Below are 15,695 nucleotides of genomic sequence, written 5' to 3' on the forward strand. Positions count from 1 at the left end.
CCCGTCCGCCGCTGAATCAAAAGGAGCAAGCTCCTTTATCATCCGCTCGACTTGCATGTATTAGGCACGCCGCCAGCGTTCGTCCTGAGCCAGGATCAAACTCTCCGAAAAGTGTTTGATTGCTCAAAATTAATACTGACTTGTTTGTCGAATTCTTAGATTCAACTTGTTTGCACGCTTGACATTTTGTTTAGTTTTCAAAGATCATTTAACACTTTGATGGTGGGCCTGAATGGACTTGAACCATCGACCTCACGCTTATCAGGCGTGCGCTCTAACCAGCTGAGCTACAGGCCCAATTTGCTCACATTAAAATGGAGCGGGTGATGGGAATCGAACCCACGACATCAGCTTGGAAGGCTGAAGTTTTACCATTAAACTACACCCGCATATATTGTTTTTTAAATGGTCGGGAAGACAGGATTCGAACCTGCGACCCCTTGGTCCCAAACCAAGTGCTCTACCAAGCTGAGCTACTTCCCGAACTTGAACAGATGTTCTGACTTCCATGTTCGTCACAGGACGAATGGAAGATCGTTTGAAATGGCGCGCCCGACAGGAGTCGAACCCATAACCTTCTGATCCGTAGTCAGACGCTCTATCCAATTGAGCTACGGGCGCACTACTTAAGGCGACTCTATTAATATATCATATTTACTTTAATCTATCAAGTGGTAATTTATTGGTGCGGCCGAGAGGACTTGAACCTCCACGGGGTTGCCCCCACTAGGCCCTCAACCTAGCGCGTCTGCCATTCCGCCACGACCGCATTCTTACCATAAAGAAAACAAAAGACACTGAATAGACAGCGACTCTTAAGGTTTTAAAATTTATATTATTTTGAGATGGTGCGGGTGAAGGGAGTCGAACCCCCACGCCAAAGGCGCTAGATCCTAAGTCTAGTGCGTCTGCCAATTCCGCCACACCCGCATAAATGGTGAGCCATGCAGGATTCGAACCTGCGACCCTCTGATTAAAAGTCAGATGCTCTACCGACTGAGCTAATGGCTCATATAAAATGGCTGGGCTAACTGGATTCGAACCAGTGAATGACGGAGTCAAAGTCCGTTGCCTTACCGCTTGGCTATAGCCCAATAATATTTAATTCAAATGGCGGTCCCGACCGGGATCGAACCGGCGATCTCCTGCGTGACAGGCAGGCATGTTAACCGCTACACCACGGGACCTCTATACTTTATATAAGCTTCGAATCTCTGCGTCAGTTTCGCTCCGTTCCTCGAACCTTCACCTCCTAGACCTTCTCGCTTCTCTAAAGTCTAGGGTACACATTAACATCAACAGCTCATAATTTTCATGGTGGAGGATGACGGGATCGAACCGCCGACCCCCTGCTTGTAAGGCAGGTGCTCTCCCAGCTGAGCTAATCCTCCATTATTATTTTCTAATAAAAGTAATATTATTCACAAAAAGGTTGGTGACCCGTACGGGATTCGAACCCGTGTTACCGCCGTGAAAGGGCGGTGTCTTAACCGCTTGACCAACGGGCCACAGCTGGCGGAGAAGGAGGGATTTGAACCCTCGCGCCGGTTACCCGACCTACACCCTTAGCAGGGGCGCCTCTTCAGCCACTTGAGTACTTCTCCACTGGCTCCACAGGCAGGATTCGAACCTGCGACCGATCGGTTAACAGCCGATAGCTCTACCACTGAGCTACTGTGGAATATTTAGTGACAACGTTATATATTGTACAATAATATTTTATTGTTGTCAAGAAAATGAATCAATATTTTTTAACCTTTTCATTCATTTCTATGCTCGTCTTCCGACGGCTTATTTAATATAACACATCCTATTTTTCATCGTCAACTATGATTTACATTTTCTTTTAAGGAAAGTTTTCCTCTGCATCTTCCACAAACATAACGCACCGTATCCATCCTTCTTTTACGCTTATACGTTTGTTTACAAACGTTGCACTCATATATATATTTTATTAATTGCTTTCTTTTTTTTGATGTTGAAAGCGGCTTACAAAACCTAGGGCCGCCTACCTTTTTTAACAACGACTTAAAGTCTTGATCTTTATGTTGATACCCCCTCCCTTCAATATGAAGATGGTAATGGCATAATTCATGCTTTAGGATATCTATTACCGCTTCTGTTCCTTGTTCGTTATAATATTTCGGATTTATTTCAATATCATGTGATCTTAATAGATACCGACCACCAGTTGTTCTCAACCTATTATTAAAACGAACAGTATGAAGAAATTGTTTGTCAAAAAGTTCAATCGACAACTGCTCACATAGGATTTGTAATTGATTTTGATTCATATCACATTACTCCGTTTACCATAAAAGTCTCATATTACTTGAAAAAGGACTGCACATTAAACATTATCTTGCATACACTAAGTAATACCTAAGTACGCCAAGACCCATTCCATCAGATTTTGGGAGGTGTGTTCCTTATGATGCCTTATTGGTTAGTAAAGCAACTAATGCAAGCTTATCATGATAAAAACAGCTATCAAATTAAATTATTAAACCAATGCTGGTTTTTTTACAGAAAAAAGCACTGCTCATAAGTCAGTGCTTTTTAAATTATTGTGGAGGAAGCATCGTTAAAGCGACGCGCCCTTTCTTCTGATCTACATCATCAACCCAAACTGTTACAACATCGCCAACCGATACGATATCCATAGGATGTTTCACAAATTGCTTACTTAATTTTGAAATATGAACAAGCCCATCCTGTTTTACCCCGATATCAATAAACGCCCCGAAGTCAACAACGTTACGAACTGTTCCTTCAAGCTCCATCCCTTTTTGAAGATCTTCAAGCTTTAGGATATCTTTCTTCAATAATGGTTTGGTAACTTCATCCCTTGGATCACGCTCAGGGCGGATTAATGCATCAATGATATCTCTAAGTGTAGGTTCTCCTATAGTAAGTTCCAAAGCTACTTCTTTTACATTTAATTCTTTTATAGCATTATTAAGCTTCTCTGATCCGAGGTCATCAAGCGTACAACCTGCTCTGTTAAGCAATTGCTTTGTCTCCTCATAGCTTTCCGGATGGATTGATGTACGATCAAGCGGATGGTCGCCGTCAATAATTCTTAAAAACCCAATACATTGCTCGTATGTTTTCGCACCTAAACGTGGGATTGATTTCAATTGATCACGGTTAATAAATTTACCTTCTGAATCTCGCTGCTTCACAATATTGGTTGCAACAGATTTACTTAAACCCGATACATATTGCAGCAACGATATCGAAGCCGTATTCACATTAACTCCTACCTGGTTAACGACAGTTTCAACAATGAATGTTAACGACTCGCTTAGCTTCTTTTGTGAAACATCATGCTGATATTGACCTACACCAATTGATTTTGGATCAATTTTTACTAATTCCGCTAACGGGTCCTGCAATCTCCGTGCAATTGAAACCGCACTTCTCTCTTCGACATGGAGATCAGGAAACTCCTCACGAGCCAAATCCGACGCCGAATATACACTAGCCCCTGCCTCATTTACGATTACATAATATATTTCACGATCTACTTCTTTTAATAAATCAACAATAAACTGCTCTGTTTCACGCGATGCCGTACCATTACCGATCGCTACGATTTCAATCGGATACTCTTTTAATAAAGATAAAACCTTCTGCTTAGCTTCCTCCGGCTTTGCCTTAGGCGGGTGCGGGTATACAACGTCAATCAATAACATTTTCCCGGTTTCATCAACGATTGCCAATTTACAGCCTGTTCTGTATGCTGGGTCAACTCCCAACACCATTTTCCCTTTCAATGGCGGTTGAAGTAGAAGATTTCTTAAATTCTCAGCAAAAATATGAATGGCCTGATCTTCCGCCTTCTCCGTTAAGTTGTTGCGAATTTCCCGCTCTATTGATGGCTGAATCAAGCGTTTATAGGCATCCTCAATTGAAACGACAAGCTGCTCTTTAGCAACAGTCTCAATCTCTTTAATTACTTGTTTATTTAAATAAAATAGAACATTTTCTACAGGAGGCTCAATTCCTACTTTCAGGATTTCTTCCTTCTCACCACGGTTTAACGCAAGTATACGATGGGGCACTACCTTATGAATTGATTCTTCATATTCGTAGTACATCTCATACACTTTCTTTTCATCTTTCTCTTCATCTTTTACGTTTGATTTAAGGATACCTTTTTTAAATGTTTCATTTCGGATCCACTCCCTAAATGCAGCGGTATCCGATATGTATTCAGCGATAATATCTCGGGCACCTTGGAGAGCATCGTCTAATGAAGCAACTTCATGCTCTTTACTGATAAATTCTTTTGCCTTTTCAAAAACATCGCCTTCTGTCGGTAATCCGAACAACCACTCAGCCAAAGGTTCCAACCCTTTTTCCTTAGCAATTGTAGCTTTTGTACGACGTTTTTTCTTATACGGTAAATACAAGTCTTCAACCTGCTGAAGCTTGTCCGCATTCTCAATATTTTTCTTCAGCTCTTCTGTTAATTTACCCTGCTCTTCAATTAAGCGGATAACCTCGTCTTTTCTTTTTTCGAGATTTTGAGCATATTCCCATTTTTCCGTGATTGAACGAATTTGAACTTCATCCAAGCCGTTCGTTCTTTCTTTTCGATAACGAGCAATGAAGGGAACCGTATTTCCTTCCTCAATTAACGTAATAACATTATGCACTTGCTTAGGTTGTATATTTAATTCCTTTGCAATATTCTTAATGATCGTTTCCTTGCGATTACTCATTTGTCCGCCACCTATCTATATACTTCCTTCATAATTCAAGCGTATCTACCTGGAGCGCTTCTTTTAACTTTTTCAATGCGCGTCTTTGGATACGGGATACATGCATCTGGGAGATTCCCACTTTTTCTCCCGCTTCTTTCTGGCTCAGATTTTGGTAAAAAGTATAATTTAATATTTCCCTTTCCCGCTCGTTCAGAACTACAAATGCCCTTTCAATTAACATTGTACGGTCAATTTCATTATAACCGTCTTCATTGACCGCAATCATATCCAATATCGTAACTTTGCTGCCCTCAGCATCTGTATCAATTTGAGAATCTATAGAAAGCGCATGATAGCTTCTGCTAATTTCCATTGTTTCAAGCACTTCTTCTTCTGATACTTCAAGAAAGCCTGCAATTTCTGCCACTTTAGGTGACCGTTGATACTCGTTTGTTAGAATATCTGCAGCTTTTTTAATTCTAGGTCCAAGTTCTTTTATACGTCTAGGGACATGAACGCTCCAAGTTTTGTCGCGAATGAATCTTTTAATTTCACCTATAATGGTTGGGACCGCAAAAGATTCAAAGCTTTTTCCGTAAACCGGATCATACCTACGGATCGCTGCTAATAATCCAATCATTCCAACTTGAACTATATCCTCATGCAGCCCTCTTCCCCTCGAAAACTTTCGGGCAAGCGACTCCACCAAATTTTTATATTGGTCCACAATTTTTATTTGAACGTCGGGATCCGTTCCCTCTTGAAAGGCCGTAATCCATTCATACACATCGTTATTTTGATTCGGAGGTTGAGATTGTGTCGCCACTATGTCCCACCTCATCTCTAGTTAGGTGTTTTGTCATAACAATTACAACACCACCTGATTCGTTATTAATGGATACTTCATCCATTAGTGCCTTCATTAAAAAAAGCCCTAATCCACCTTCCCTCATTTCCTCAATTGCTGACGACTTATTATAAGGCTCAGTTTTATAGGTGCTTTCTTTAAAATTAAAGCTTTTTCCATTATCCGCCACGATAACTTCTAATCGGTCTGCATAAATGACAAATCTTAATGCAACCTCGCCATTTTCGTGTTCTCCGTAAGCATGGTCAACAGCATTTGTAGTCGCCTCAGAAATGGCAACCTTAATATCATCTATGTCTTCAAAAGAGAAACCCATTCGATTAGCAATTCCCGATGCAGTTAAGCGAATAACACCAACATATTCAGGCTTAGCAGGCACTCTCATTTCTATGTACTCATTTGGTTCTTTCATAATTATTCACCTCTAGGCTTAGTGTCAATGTCGATAATTTCCGAAAGACCAGTAATTTGGAATAGGCGTTCTATTTTTTCTGTTACCCCTATTAGTTTTAATGTACTCCTATATTGATGGCTTGATTTAAAAGCGCCAATAAAAACCCCTAAACCAGTACTGTCCATATAACTGACTTTAGTCATGTCGACAATTAAATTTGAATCATTTTCAACTGTTAACGGAATAATAGCATCACGAAGCATAGGAGCTGTATACACATCAACCTCACCAGCTAATTTCACTACCCGGCCATTTTGCGACTCTTCAATATCAATTTTTAAGTTCAATTGATATTACCTCCTATTCAATTTTGGTATTACCCGCTAGAGCACTATACCCTCCATATCGGGATTTTAAACTATGAAAGCCCATAATGAAAATGCATCTTTTTATATTATTTCATTTTTCAAACAACCTTTCAATCAATATCCGAAAGCGATGTAAATTCCGTGCAAATAAAAAAAGTTGCTACTATTAAAAGAAGCAACCTTAGCTTAAAAATTATTTTAAAAGTCAATAAGACCTAAACTGATTTGTAAAGCATCATCAACTTTACTCATCATACTTTCATCAAGAGCCGTAATTTTATCCGTAAGCCTTTGTTTATCAATTGTTCGTATTTGCTCTAGTAAAATAACAGAGTCACGTTCAAAACCATATTTTTTTGCATCAATTTCCACATGTGTTGGCAGCTTTGCTTTTTGAATTTGAGCAGTAATAGCTGCAACAATAACCGTAGGACTGAATCTATTTCCAATATCGTTTTGGATTACAAGTACTGGGCGAACGCCACCTTGTTCAGAGCCGACTACAGGAGAAAGGTCAGCAAAATAAACGTCGCCACGTTTCACATTCAATGATTACACCCCGCTAACTAAGCGCCCTAAGGTGTGGTCCGCTTCCTCCTCAGCAAGAAAGGCTTCAGACGCAATATTTAGATTAATTTTGGCCATTTCCATATAACCGCGTCTCATTGCTTCACGGATTTGTCGCTTTCTACGCTCTCTGAGGTACATTTTTGTTGCTTGGTAAATAAATTCGTTTCGATTACTCTCTTCCTGTTTCAGAAAACCGTCAACTTCATTAATGAGTGCTTGCGGTAATCGAATTAAAATTTCTTGTGTACTTTCAGACACAAACATACACCTCCACCATCAACTACACACCAATTAAAAAAATCAATTTTTCACCAAATTAATAATACCATTGTATAAGTTCGAATGCAAAGCAATTTTCAATTACATTACGATTACATTTTCATATAAATTCTTGGAACTCTGGATGAGATCATACAAGGAACTTCATAATTGATAGTATCTAATATTTTTGCAATCTCATCAATGTGTATTTCTTCACTGTTCTGTTTTCCAATTAATACAACCTCTGTACCAGCGGGAACTTGCTCCGGTAAGCTTATCATAAGCTGATCCATGCAAATCCGTCCAACAATTGGACATCGTTCACCGTTAACGAGCACCTCGGAAGATTTTAACTTACGTATCCATCCATCAGCATATCCAATTGGAACCGTTCCTATCCATTCATTTTCAATTATTTCATACGTTCCTCCGTAGCTTACTCGCTCCCCAGCTACTAATTGTTTTACATGGACAATTTTGCTTTTTAATGAAAAAGCTTCTTTAAGCGGAAACGGCAGTTGATCCTTGATATCCGGTGACGGTGATAATCCATACATAGAGATACCTAACCTCACCGCATTAAATGCATTATTCAGATTCGGAAACCTTAGGGCGGTTGCGCTGTTAGCGCAATGGACCGTTTTCACCTGTATGTTTCTATCCTGTAACCAGCCTAAACTTGTAATAAAACGATGATATTGTTTTTCAAAATACGTTAAGTCCAGCTCATCAGCAGTTGCAAAATGAGTATAAACACCAGTCATTTTAAATTGCGGGTTTTCTAAAATAAAATCCATGATCTCATCCGCTTCATGCTGCTCTTTAATCCCAATCCTGCCCATCCCTGTATCAACTTTTAAATGAAAATCGATTGTTTGATTTGATTTTAAAAATCGAAGTGCAGACATTAGCCACTCCATTTGAAAAACAGTGAGTGTAATATGATGTTTTGCTGCTACTTGGACATCTTCAGGTCGAGTCCAACCCAAAATGAGAATCGGTGCTTCGATTCCCTTTTGTCGAAGTTCAAGCGCTTCGTCTAATAAAGCAACAGCCAACGCATTGGCACCTGCTGCCAAAGCTGTTTGTGCAACCGCGTAAGCCCCATGACCATATCCATTCGCCTTCACAACAGCAATAATATCTACTCCATCGGCGAGATATCTTTTCGTGTTTTGAACATTTTTATATATACAATTTAAATCTACCTCTACCCAAGTATCGCGATAAAATGGCGTTTCCACCGATTTTGCCCCCAATAAAAACAATGTTTCCTTAGATTGTAACCCTTACAGATGAATTGTCAATACGAAAAGCTTAAAGCTAGTTCAGCGACGTATAAGACTTGCGCCCATCGACTGAGATAAAGGAAACACGGCGAACCTGAGAGCCGATGTTGACTTATCGTAGGGAGGTGGGCGAAGTTTACGAGTCGCCTGGCTACTTGCGCTAGACATAAAAAAGGCGACCCAAAGTGTTTGGCCAAGATGTATTGCCAAACACTCTCGAATTGGGTCTGCCATTGCCATGTTATTTTATCGCTTGACCTTGGACAGAGCGTGCAATTTCAGCCATTTCAGCTTGAGATAAATCTTCAGAAGCTAAATAGAAATCAACGCCATCATAAGACCAAGAAACTGCATTTTCTGTTAATGTTCCTATTGTAAATCCTAAATCAATCGGCTCCCCATCCACTAAGATAGGTGTACTTGCAGGTAAAACAGAAGCTACTTCTTCATATAGGGTAAATGACTTTTCGCCTGCATATGTTAATACAATTCGTTCGCCGCTTTCAGTGGTCACTTTCTTTTCTTCAATCAATTCCATTTCAGGCGTATTTTCAGGGTATAGCACCATTAATTTTGCATTAGTCGGCTGTGCCATTGTTGGTGTATCCATCTCGGCGCCTGTTTTATTCTTCTCTAAATCAAAGGCATTAGCATCGAATTTTGGATTAAATTCGAACCCTGCAAACTCCACTTGAACAAGCGGCTGACGATCTTGATCCAACACCTTTACCATTGCAGGTGTTAAATCCTTTTTATTAATTGTAATCTCTTGCGTGGGAAGCGTCTTATTATTTTGATAGTTTGTTTTTGTTTCAAAAATATACTGACTATCAGTTGCAGTAAATTTAGCATCTTTATCATCTAAAATATCACGAACTAATGATTCATATAAATAGGCCTGACTTGTATTTTCCGGCCAGTCACTTTGGAATTTGAAGCTCTTATTTAATGCAGGTGTTATGACAAACACACCTTCATCATTCCGAAGAATCATCTGACTTTGGTCTTTATTGTCACTCTTTAAATGAACTCGATAGAAATCAGGTTTATTACGCCAAATATCGATGTTATAATTTTGCGGCTCATTACCAGTTTGTAAAGTTAATGTCGCATTTGCTTTATAGCCTGTCATTTCCTCCATTTGTTTATTTAAAGCTTTCTTAACATCTTCCTGGCTCTTTGCCCCGCACGCTGTTAATCCGATGATGAGTAATAGTCCTAAAAATAATAGTGAAAATCCTTTCTTCATATCTTCAACCCCTTTGTCTCGTTTCGGACAAAGAAGGGAACGTGAATATGCTTTAATGAAATGTACGAAATACAGATGGCAGTGCATTAATCACATCAGTTGCAAGGACATCTCGCATCGAGTGATTACCCTCCACTAACACATCAGCCGCTTTTCCATGGGCAAAAACAGCATTACTGACAGCTTCCTGTAAATTGGAATGGTTCATGACAAAGGCTAAAATAATACCAGTAAGAACATCACCGGTTCCGCCTTTTGCAAGAGCTGCATTTCCACTCGTGTTCACAAATTGCGAACCTGTTGGGGTAGTTACAATAGAATAAGGTCCTTTTAGCACAATATAGACTCCATATTCGATAGCGAACTGCCGCGATAATTCAAATCGGTCATTTTCAATCTCTGTTGGTAAATGACCAGTTAGCCGTGCAAATTCACCGGTATGTGGAGTAATAATTGTCGGGTATGACCTTTGTTTCAACTTTTCTTTGAGCTTTGCAAGATAAAACAACCCATCTGCATCGACTATAAGCGGTGCCTTCACATTGTCAAGTAAAGTTGAAAGGATCTTTTCACCGCCATTTTCTCGACCTACACCAGGACCGAACGCAACAGCGTCAAACCGTGAGACATCCGTTCCTAATTCACCACTGAAATGACCATTAACTGCCTTCCACGGTGAAAACATCGCCTCAACAATTTGACTTGCAACAATGGAATGAATGGCATCTGGTATAGCCAATGTAGTAAGACCCCCGCCAGCTCGAAGGACAGCCCTCGTTGTCATAACAGGTGCCCCTGTCATAGGTAATGAACCCCCAATTACTAAGCCCTTCCCATGTGTGCCTTTATGTGAAGATGGTGACCGGTTTGTTAACGTTTGATGAACTTCGTTTTCCGTCCAGCACTTACGATCAAGCTTTACAATAGCTTGTGTTGCTTTCGGTGGAATCCCAATTGGAACCACTTCAAGCATGCCATAATACTCTCGGGTCGGATAGGTAAAAGCACTCAACTTAGGATGCTGGAGCGTGATTGTAACATCAGCCTTAAATGCTAGATTAAAAGGTTGCGAACCATCTGCAGGTACACCACTTGGTATATCTACAGCGATTTTAAAATTATTTAGCTCATTACAAGCTGTAACAATCTCGCGATAAGGTGATTTAATCTCTCCCTTAATCCCAATCCCAAGCATTGCATCAAGAATAACGTCATAGAGTCGCAAAGCATTCAAATCACAAAGAGGCATGATCTCATAACCTGAGTTGCGAAAGACGTTAAAATGAAACAATGCATCCCCCTTCACTTCCCCCTCTTCCACTAGTAGATAAGCATCAACTTGGAACCCTAAGCTTTTTAACATTCTTGCAATTACAAAACCATCTCCACCATTATTACCGGTACCAATCAACACCGCTATTTTCTGGCCTTGATTCAAATAATTTAATGCCTTTTGAACAAAGGCCTGGCCGGCATTCTCCATTAACAGCACACCTGGTAGACCTATTTCACCCATTGTAAAGCGGTCAATTTCATACATTTCATTTGCAGTCACTACTTGCAACATGTTCCCTCCTAACCGCACTAAATATATATGAGACAAAGTTACGTAATATGCAGACTAGCCCTGACAAGCAACTTTTTTTCTATATTTCCTCGATGATTACCTGTGCAACGGCATATTCCCTTGAATGAGATATGGACAAATGTACAATTTCTTTTTCTTTTGTTTTTATTTCCGGTTTTCCGAGCGGATCTGGTAAAATTTCAATATCGAGAAAACTTAAAGATTCACCAAAGCCTGTCCCCTTTGCTTTTGCATAAGCTTCTTTAGCCGAAAATCTACCTGCTAAAAATTCTATTTGTCGGCTTTTGGATAATACTTCGAATATTTTCATTTCATTTTCTGTTAATATTCGTTTTGAAAATTTCGGTTGTCTTTGCTGAATTGTCCGCACTCTATTTAGTTCGACAATATCTATACCGATCCCTTTTATCATAATCCAAGTTCCCTTTCTTCTAATTAATAGGAAGACGCCATATAATGGGTATATGTATGTCCATTAAGGCTAGTAATAAATAAAGTATAACAAAGGAGTATCGCGAATGTTTATCCGCCATGAAAATTTCCGTTCTTTTACCCGGCATTATCCAATTGTAACCGGAATTATCATCATTCATATATTACTATGGTTTGTTTTTTCAATGTTACCCGGTGGACAGCAGCTACTCTACCTTGGAATTGGGTCCAATTACGATGTGTATAACGGTGAATATTGGAGGCTTTTAACGCCAATCTTTCTTCATAGCAGCTTTGGCCATATGCTTTTTAATTCTTTTTCATTAGCCATCTTTGGCCCCGCCCTTGAAAGAATGTTAGGCAAACCTATATTTATAATTACCTATTTATTAAGCGGTGTTTTGGCCAATATCGGCACTTATTTCGTCGCACCGATTAATTATTATCATCTCGGTTCTTCCAGTGCCATCTTTGGTCTTTTCGGAGTGTATCTGTACATGGTCATCTATCGCAAAGATTTAATTGACCGCATGAACTCGCAGATTATTATTTCGATATTAGTCATCGGCATGGTGATGACCTTTTTCAGATCGGACATTAATATTTATGCCCATATTTTCGGATTGATCGGCGGGGCAGCCTTAGCACCAATCGTATTAAGAAAAGCATCTCGTTATTATTAACGGGATGCTTTTTTATGTTTTGTTTATTATTTCTATGCATTTTTAAGCTCGAGTCTTCGAGCAATTAAAGATAAAGCATAATTTACTACGAAGTACATGATAGCAATAATAATAAAGATCGGGATTACATAACTTACTTGTTGAGCTTGAATAATTTTTGCATGATGAAGTAGTTCTGGAAGCGCAATAATGACTGCAAGCGATGTATCTTTTAACAGTGATATGAATTGACTAACGATATTAGGTACCATTCTACGAAGTGCTTGAGGGAGAATAACGAGCCTCAATGCTTGAATATATGATAAACCAGATGACCGAGCTGCCTCCATTTGCCCCTTTTCAACTGAATTTAACCCACCTCTGACGATTTCAGCAAGCATGGCTGATTCGAAAACAGTCAACGCAATAATAGCGGAAACTGTAATGCTTAGATTAATTCCAATTTCAGGCAAGGCAAAGTACGTAAATAATATGATAAGAAGAAGCGGTAAATTTCGAATGGTTTCAATAATAACCGTTACAACTTTGGAAATAACCGGGATTTTTGCATACCTCAAAGTACCTAATAACCCACCAAATATAAAACTAAAGATAATAGAAAAGAGTGAAACGTAAAGTGTAACATAAAATCCTTCAAGCAAAAACTTCAAATTTTCCGGAGAATATGCACCTATAAAATCCATTATGACACCTCCTAGCGACTATTTGTAAGGCGTTTCTCAAGGTACCCTACACCCATACTCAATGGTACAGTTAGAACTAAATAAAATAATGCAACAAATATGTATACATCAAAAACAATATAGGTTCTTGCTGAAATAAGATCTGCTTGGTACATTAGGTCAGCACCTGCAATCAGAGCCAAAATTGATGAATTTTTTACTAAGTTAACAAATTGGTTACCAATTGGCGGGATCACAATTTTTATTGCTTGAGGTAGTATGATTAACCTCATTGTTTGAAGGTAATTTAAACCTGAAGATCTCGCCGCCTCCATTTGTCCTTTTGGAACGGACAAGATGCCAGAGCGAATGGCCTCGGCAATAAAAGATGATGTATAAATCGAAAGCGCTATCGTCCCTGCAGTAATCCCTGAAAACCTTATCCCAAGGACTGGAGTTCCTATATAAAAGAAAAAGGCGATAATTACCAACGGTATATTCCGAAAAAACTCCGTGTAAGCTGTTCCAAACCATCGAAGTGGTGCAATTGGTGTAATTCTCATTACTGCAATAATTGCTCCAAGTATAAAGCTAGCAATCAACGCTACAATACTAGCCATTATCGTAACGATAAAGCCATCCATAAACATATCAAAATAGTTTACTACAATTGAGAAATCTAACATCTATTTCACCCCACTTTAAATTAATTAGGATGAGCATTTACTGCCCATCCCGATTAGAAAAATTTAGTTATTGTAAATCAAACCATTTCTTATAAATAGCATCGTATTCACCATTTGATTTAAGCGTATCAAGAACACCGTTGATTGCATCTACTAATTCTGTATTCCCCTTCTTCACTGCAATTCCATACGGCTCGTCTGTAAATGTTCCTCCAACTAATTCAAAAGAATTATCTTCAGAAGCCATTCCTAAAAGAATTGCGTTATCTGTCGTCAATGCTACACCTTGCCCTGCTTTTAGTGCAGTAAATGCTTCTGCGTAGTTTTCAAATTCTAATACCGGTGCATCTGGAGCTGCATTACGGATATTAATAGTAGATGTAGATCCTTTTACAGCTAGTACTGGTGTATCTTTTGTTAGATCTTCAATACTTTGTACAGGACTTCCTTTTTTCACAAGGAGTGATTGCCCTGCTTCAAAATATACATTTGAAAAATCAACTTCTTTTTTACGTTCTTCTGTAATTGTCATCGTTGCAACAATTGCATCAATGTCACCTTTATTCAATAAAGGTATTCTTGTTTTTGAAGTTACTTCTACAAATTCTGCTTTATTTTCATCACCAAGAATTTCTTTAGCAATTTGCCTTGCAATATCGATATCAAAGCCTGCTACTTCTCCTGTAGCTGGATCTTTCAAACCAAATAACTTAGTATCATGTTTTACACCAAAAACGATTTTGTCACGTTGTTTAATCGTGTCAAGGATGCCGCTTACCCTTTGCTCTGCGTTTCCTTCCTTCGACTCACCCGTTGTTGCTACCTCCTTGCTTGCACCAGAACCACAAGCTGCTAGCAGCAATACTGACATAAGAGCTACTACTGTTAATAAAATTAGTTTTTTCATTTTGAGACCCTCTCCCTTTTTGTTTAGTGATTTAATACACGGCTGAGAAATAATCGCGCCCGCTCTTCCCTCGGGTTCGCAAAAAACTCTGCCGGTTTTGCCTCTTCTAAAATCTTGCCTTGATCCATAAATACAATTCGATCTCCCACTTCTTTTGCAAATCCCATTTCGTGAGTAACAACAGCCATTGTCATGCCTTCTTTTGCCAGCGCTTTCATTACATCCAAAACTTCTCCTACCATCTCGGGATCAAGAGCCGATGTAGGTTCATCAAAAAGCATAATTTTCGGTTGCATTGCAAGTCCCCTAGCAATAGCTACACGTTGTTGTTGTCCACCAGAAAGCTGTGAAGGATAAGAAGACGCTTTGTCGGGAATACCTACTTTTTCTAAGTAATACATCGCAGTCTTTTTTGCCTCTTCTGCTGACTGCTTTAAAACATTGATTGGTGCTAGAGTAATATTTTCTAAAACCGTTTTATGCGGATAGAGATTAAAGTGCTGGAATACCATACCAATATTTCGTCGAAGTTTGTTAATATCTGTTTTCTTGTCATTGACTGAGATATTATTTACGGTAAAATTTCCGTCTGTAATGGTTTCTAGCCTATTAATACATCTCAGTAAAGTACTTTTTCCAGAGCCTGATGGCCCAATGATTACAACAACCTCTCCCTCTTTTATTGAGAGATTAATATCTTTTAATACATGAAAATCCCCATAGTACTTGTTAACGTTTTCAAAAGAAATCATGCCATTCCCCTTTCCAGTCTGACACCAATATGTATACAAATTTATTTTTTTAAAAGTATTCCTAATCTTTTATATATTAGTATTATATCCTCATTACCCACAATTGTCTATAAAAACTTTTCTAATATAAGAAATAGTATGAATATAATTAATCTAGAGATTATTAATTAAACACTATAATAAAGATAATAGAGGCAATTCACCCCCCTTCAGTTAGAGCACCAGATGGACACCCATTATTTTAAGAAAAGCATCCCGTTATTATTAACAGGAT

General features: G+C 38.9%; 17 protein-coding genes, 13 tRNA genes and 1 rRNA gene. 2 read left to right on the forward strand and 29 right to left on the reverse strand.

Annotated features, from left to right (window positions below):
- The 15 genes from P9E47_RS18905 to P9E47_RS18975 form a co-directional block, all read right to left on the reverse strand.
- A 16S ribosomal RNA gene (locus P9E47_RS18905) occupies positions 1-111 on the reverse strand; the annotation flags it as partial.
- A 109-nt stretch (positions 112-220) separates the two neighbouring features.
- Positions 221-297, reverse strand: a tRNA-Ile gene (locus P9E47_RS18910).
- An 18-nt stretch (positions 298-315) separates the two neighbouring features.
- Positions 316-389: transfer RNA gene (locus tag P9E47_RS18915), tRNA-Gly, on the reverse strand.
- Between the two features lie 17 nt (positions 390-406).
- Positions 407-483, reverse strand: a tRNA-Pro gene (locus P9E47_RS18920).
- A 61-nt stretch (positions 484-544) separates the two neighbouring features.
- Positions 545-621, reverse strand: a tRNA-Arg gene (locus P9E47_RS18925).
- Between the two features lie 62 nt (positions 622-683).
- Positions 684-769: transfer RNA gene (locus tag P9E47_RS18930), tRNA-Leu, on the reverse strand.
- A gap of 77 nt (positions 770-846) precedes the next feature.
- Positions 847-930 (reverse strand) — tRNA-Leu (locus tag P9E47_RS18935).
- 5 nt (positions 931-935) lie between these two features.
- A tRNA-Lys gene (locus P9E47_RS18940) sits at positions 936-1,011 on the reverse strand.
- 8 nt (positions 1,012-1,019) lie between these two features.
- A tRNA-Gln gene (locus P9E47_RS18945) sits at positions 1,020-1,094 on the reverse strand.
- Positions 1,095-1,111: 17 nt separating this feature from the next.
- Positions 1,112-1,187, reverse strand: a tRNA-Asp gene (locus P9E47_RS18950).
- 128 nt (positions 1,188-1,315) lie between these two features.
- Positions 1,316-1,391: transfer RNA gene (locus P9E47_RS18955), tRNA-Val, on the reverse strand.
- 42 nt (positions 1,392-1,433) lie between these two features.
- Positions 1,434-1,508 (reverse strand) — tRNA-Glu (locus P9E47_RS18960).
- Positions 1,509-1,513: 5 nt separating this feature from the next.
- Positions 1,514-1,604: transfer RNA gene (locus P9E47_RS18965), tRNA-Ser, on the reverse strand.
- A 2-nt stretch (positions 1,605-1,606) separates the two neighbouring features.
- Positions 1,607-1,681: transfer RNA gene (locus P9E47_RS18970), tRNA-Asn, on the reverse strand.
- Positions 1,682-1,823: 142 nt separating this feature from the next.
- On the reverse strand, positions 1,824-2,294 hold the full coding sequence (locus P9E47_RS18975; RefSeq protein WP_003333485.1) for a SprT family protein: 471 nt from the start codon (positions 2,292-2,294) through the stop codon (positions 1,824-1,826).
- A gap of 140 nt (positions 2,295-2,434) precedes the next feature.
- On the opposite strand from P9E47_RS18975, the gene cmpA reads away from it, so the two are divergent.
- Positions 2,435-2,548 (forward strand): cortex morphogenetic protein CmpA, encoded by a 114-nt coding sequence (gene cmpA / locus P9E47_RS18980; protein WP_003333486.1) that lies wholly within the window; start codon positions 2,435-2,437, stop codon positions 2,546-2,548.
- 16 nt (positions 2,549-2,564) lie between these two features.
- On the opposite strand, the gene P9E47_RS18985 is transcribed toward cmpA, so the two are convergent.
- The 10 genes from P9E47_RS18985 to acpS all read right to left on the reverse strand — a co-directional run bounded on the left by P9E47_RS18985 (position 2,565) and on the right by acpS (position 11,711).
- Complete coding sequence (locus P9E47_RS18985; RefSeq protein WP_003333487.1) at positions 2,565-4,730, reverse strand: Tex family protein; 2,166 nt, start codon at positions 4,728-4,730, stop codon at positions 2,565-2,567.
- A 28-nt stretch (positions 4,731-4,758) separates the two neighbouring features.
- Positions 4,759-5,538: an RNA polymerase sigma factor SigB gene (gene sigB, locus P9E47_RS18990; protein ID WP_003333489.1), complete on the reverse strand. Its 780-nt coding sequence runs from the start codon at positions 5,536-5,538 to the stop codon at positions 4,759-4,761.
- The gene (gene rsbW, locus P9E47_RS18995; RefSeq protein WP_003333490.1) at positions 5,504-5,992 is read right to left on the reverse strand and encodes an anti-sigma B factor RsbW; all 489 of its coding nucleotides are present in this window, start codon (positions 5,990-5,992) and stop codon (positions 5,504-5,506) included. The genes sigB and rsbW overlap by 35 nt, the downstream gene beginning before the upstream one ends.
- 2 nt (positions 5,993-5,994) lie before the next feature.
- Positions 5,995-6,321: an STAS domain-containing protein gene (locus P9E47_RS19000; protein ID WP_003333491.1), complete on the reverse strand. Its 327-nt coding sequence runs from the start codon at positions 6,319-6,321 to the stop codon at positions 5,995-5,997.
- Positions 6,322-6,540: 219 nt separating this feature from the next.
- Positions 6,541-6,891, reverse strand: coding sequence for a type II toxin-antitoxin system endoribonuclease NdoA (ndoA, locus tag P9E47_RS19005; protein WP_003333492.1), 351 nt, complete (start codon positions 6,889-6,891; stop codon positions 6,541-6,543).
- 3 nt (positions 6,892-6,894) lie between these two features.
- Positions 6,895-7,176, reverse strand: a complete 282-nt coding sequence (locus P9E47_RS19010; RefSeq protein WP_035195368.1) for a CopG family ribbon-helix-helix protein — start codon at positions 7,174-7,176, stop codon at positions 6,895-6,897.
- Between the two features lie 107 nt (positions 7,177-7,283).
- Positions 7,284-8,417: an alanine racemase gene (gene alr, locus P9E47_RS19015; RefSeq protein ID WP_326164363.1), complete on the reverse strand. Its 1,134-nt coding sequence runs from the start codon at positions 8,415-8,417 to the stop codon at positions 7,284-7,286.
- A 286-nt stretch (positions 8,418-8,703) separates the two neighbouring features.
- Positions 8,704-9,711 carry a LolA family protein gene (locus P9E47_RS19020; protein ID WP_326164364.1) on the reverse strand — a complete coding sequence of 336 codons (1,008 nt, stop codon included), beginning with the start codon at positions 9,709-9,711 and terminating at the stop codon, positions 8,704-8,706.
- 52 nt (positions 9,712-9,763) lie between these two features.
- A complete protein-coding gene (locus P9E47_RS19025; protein WP_326164366.1) occupies positions 9,764-11,278 on the reverse strand; it encodes an NAD(P)H-hydrate dehydratase in 1,515 nt (504 codons plus the stop codon).
- Positions 11,279-11,357: 79 nt separating this feature from the next.
- Complete coding sequence (acpS, locus tag P9E47_RS19030) at positions 11,358-11,711, reverse strand: holo-ACP synthase (protein WP_326164368.1); 354 nt, start codon at positions 11,709-11,711, stop codon at positions 11,358-11,360.
- 106 nt (positions 11,712-11,817) lie between these two features.
- On the opposite strand from acpS, the gene P9E47_RS19035 reads away from it, so the two are divergent.
- Positions 11,818-12,414 carry a rhomboid family intramembrane serine protease gene (locus P9E47_RS19035; protein WP_003330370.1) on the forward strand — a complete coding sequence of 199 codons (597 nt, stop codon included), beginning with the start codon at positions 11,818-11,820 and terminating at the stop codon, positions 12,412-12,414.
- A 32-nt stretch (positions 12,415-12,446) separates the two neighbouring features.
- Here P9E47_RS19035 and P9E47_RS19040 read toward each other — a convergent pair whose 3' ends face one another.
- The 4 genes from P9E47_RS19040 to P9E47_RS19055 form a co-directional block, all read right to left on the reverse strand.
- Positions 12,447-13,097 (reverse strand): amino acid ABC transporter permease, encoded by a 651-nt coding sequence (locus tag P9E47_RS19040; protein WP_003330369.1) that lies wholly within the window; start codon positions 13,095-13,097, stop codon positions 12,447-12,449.
- An 11-nt stretch (positions 13,098-13,108) separates the two neighbouring features.
- Positions 13,109-13,762, reverse strand: coding sequence for an amino acid ABC transporter permease (locus P9E47_RS19045; protein ID WP_326164369.1), 654 nt, complete (start codon positions 13,760-13,762; stop codon positions 13,109-13,111).
- A 67-nt stretch (positions 13,763-13,829) separates the two neighbouring features.
- Entirely contained in the window at positions 13,830-14,669 is an 840-nt protein-coding gene (locus P9E47_RS19050; protein ID WP_326164371.1) for a transporter substrate-binding domain-containing protein, read from the reverse strand.
- A gap of 23 nt (positions 14,670-14,692) precedes the next feature.
- Complete coding sequence (locus P9E47_RS19055) at positions 14,693-15,421, reverse strand: amino acid ABC transporter ATP-binding protein (RefSeq protein ID WP_003330366.1); 729 nt, start codon at positions 15,419-15,421, stop codon at positions 14,693-14,695.
- Positions 15,422-15,695 lie beyond the last annotated feature (274 nt).

Origin of the sequence: Schinkia azotoformans (genome assembly GCF_035811335.1) — a bacterium.
Classification (GTDB): Bacteria; Bacillota; Bacilli; order Bacillales; family Bacillaceae_J; genus Schinkia; species Schinkia azotoformans.

Excerpts from the sequence above, each read along its gene's own strand:
- P9E47_RS18975 (WP_003333485.1), bottom strand. The coding sequence starts at position 2,294 with ATGAATCAAAATCAATTACAAATCCTATGTGAGCAGTTGTCGATTGAA.
- cmpA (WP_003333486.1), top strand. The coding sequence starts at position 2,435 with ATGCCTTATTGGTTAGTAAAGCAACTAATGCAAGCTTATCATGATAAA.
- P9E47_RS18985 (WP_003333487.1), bottom strand. The coding sequence starts at position 4,730 with ATGAGTAATCGCAAGGAAACGATCATTAAGAATATTGCAAAGGAATTA.
- rsbW (WP_003333490.1), bottom strand. The coding sequence starts at position 5,992 with ATGAAAGAACCAAATGAGTACATAGAAATGAGAGTGCCTGCTAAGCCT.
- P9E47_RS19010 (WP_035195368.1), bottom strand. The coding sequence starts at position 7,176 with ATGTTTGTGTCTGAAAGTACACAAGAAATTTTAATTCGATTACCGCAA.
- P9E47_RS19020 (WP_326164364.1), bottom strand. The coding sequence starts at position 9,711 with ATGAAGAAAGGATTTTCACTATTATTTTTAGGACTATTACTCATCATC.
- P9E47_RS19025 (WP_326164366.1), bottom strand. The coding sequence starts at position 11,278 with ATGTTGCAAGTAGTGACTGCAAATGAAATGTATGAAATTGACCGCTTT.
- acpS (WP_326164368.1), bottom strand. The coding sequence starts at position 11,711 with ATGATAAAAGGGATCGGTATAGATATTGTCGAACTAAATAGAGTGCGG.
- P9E47_RS19035 (WP_003330370.1), top strand. The coding sequence starts at position 11,818 with ATGTTTATCCGCCATGAAAATTTCCGTTCTTTTACCCGGCATTATCCA.
- P9E47_RS19040 (WP_003330369.1), bottom strand. The coding sequence starts at position 13,097 with ATGGATTTTATAGGTGCATATTCTCCGGAAAATTTGAAGTTTTTGCTT.
- P9E47_RS19045 (WP_326164369.1), bottom strand. The coding sequence starts at position 13,762 with ATGTTAGATTTCTCAATTGTAGTAAACTATTTTGATATGTTTATGGAT.
- P9E47_RS19050 (WP_326164371.1), bottom strand. The coding sequence starts at position 14,669 with ATGAAAAAACTAATTTTATTAACAGTAGTAGCTCTTATGTCAGTATTG.
- P9E47_RS19055 (WP_003330366.1), bottom strand. The coding sequence starts at position 15,421 with ATGATTTCTTTTGAAAACGTTAACAAGTACTATGGGGATTTTCATGTA.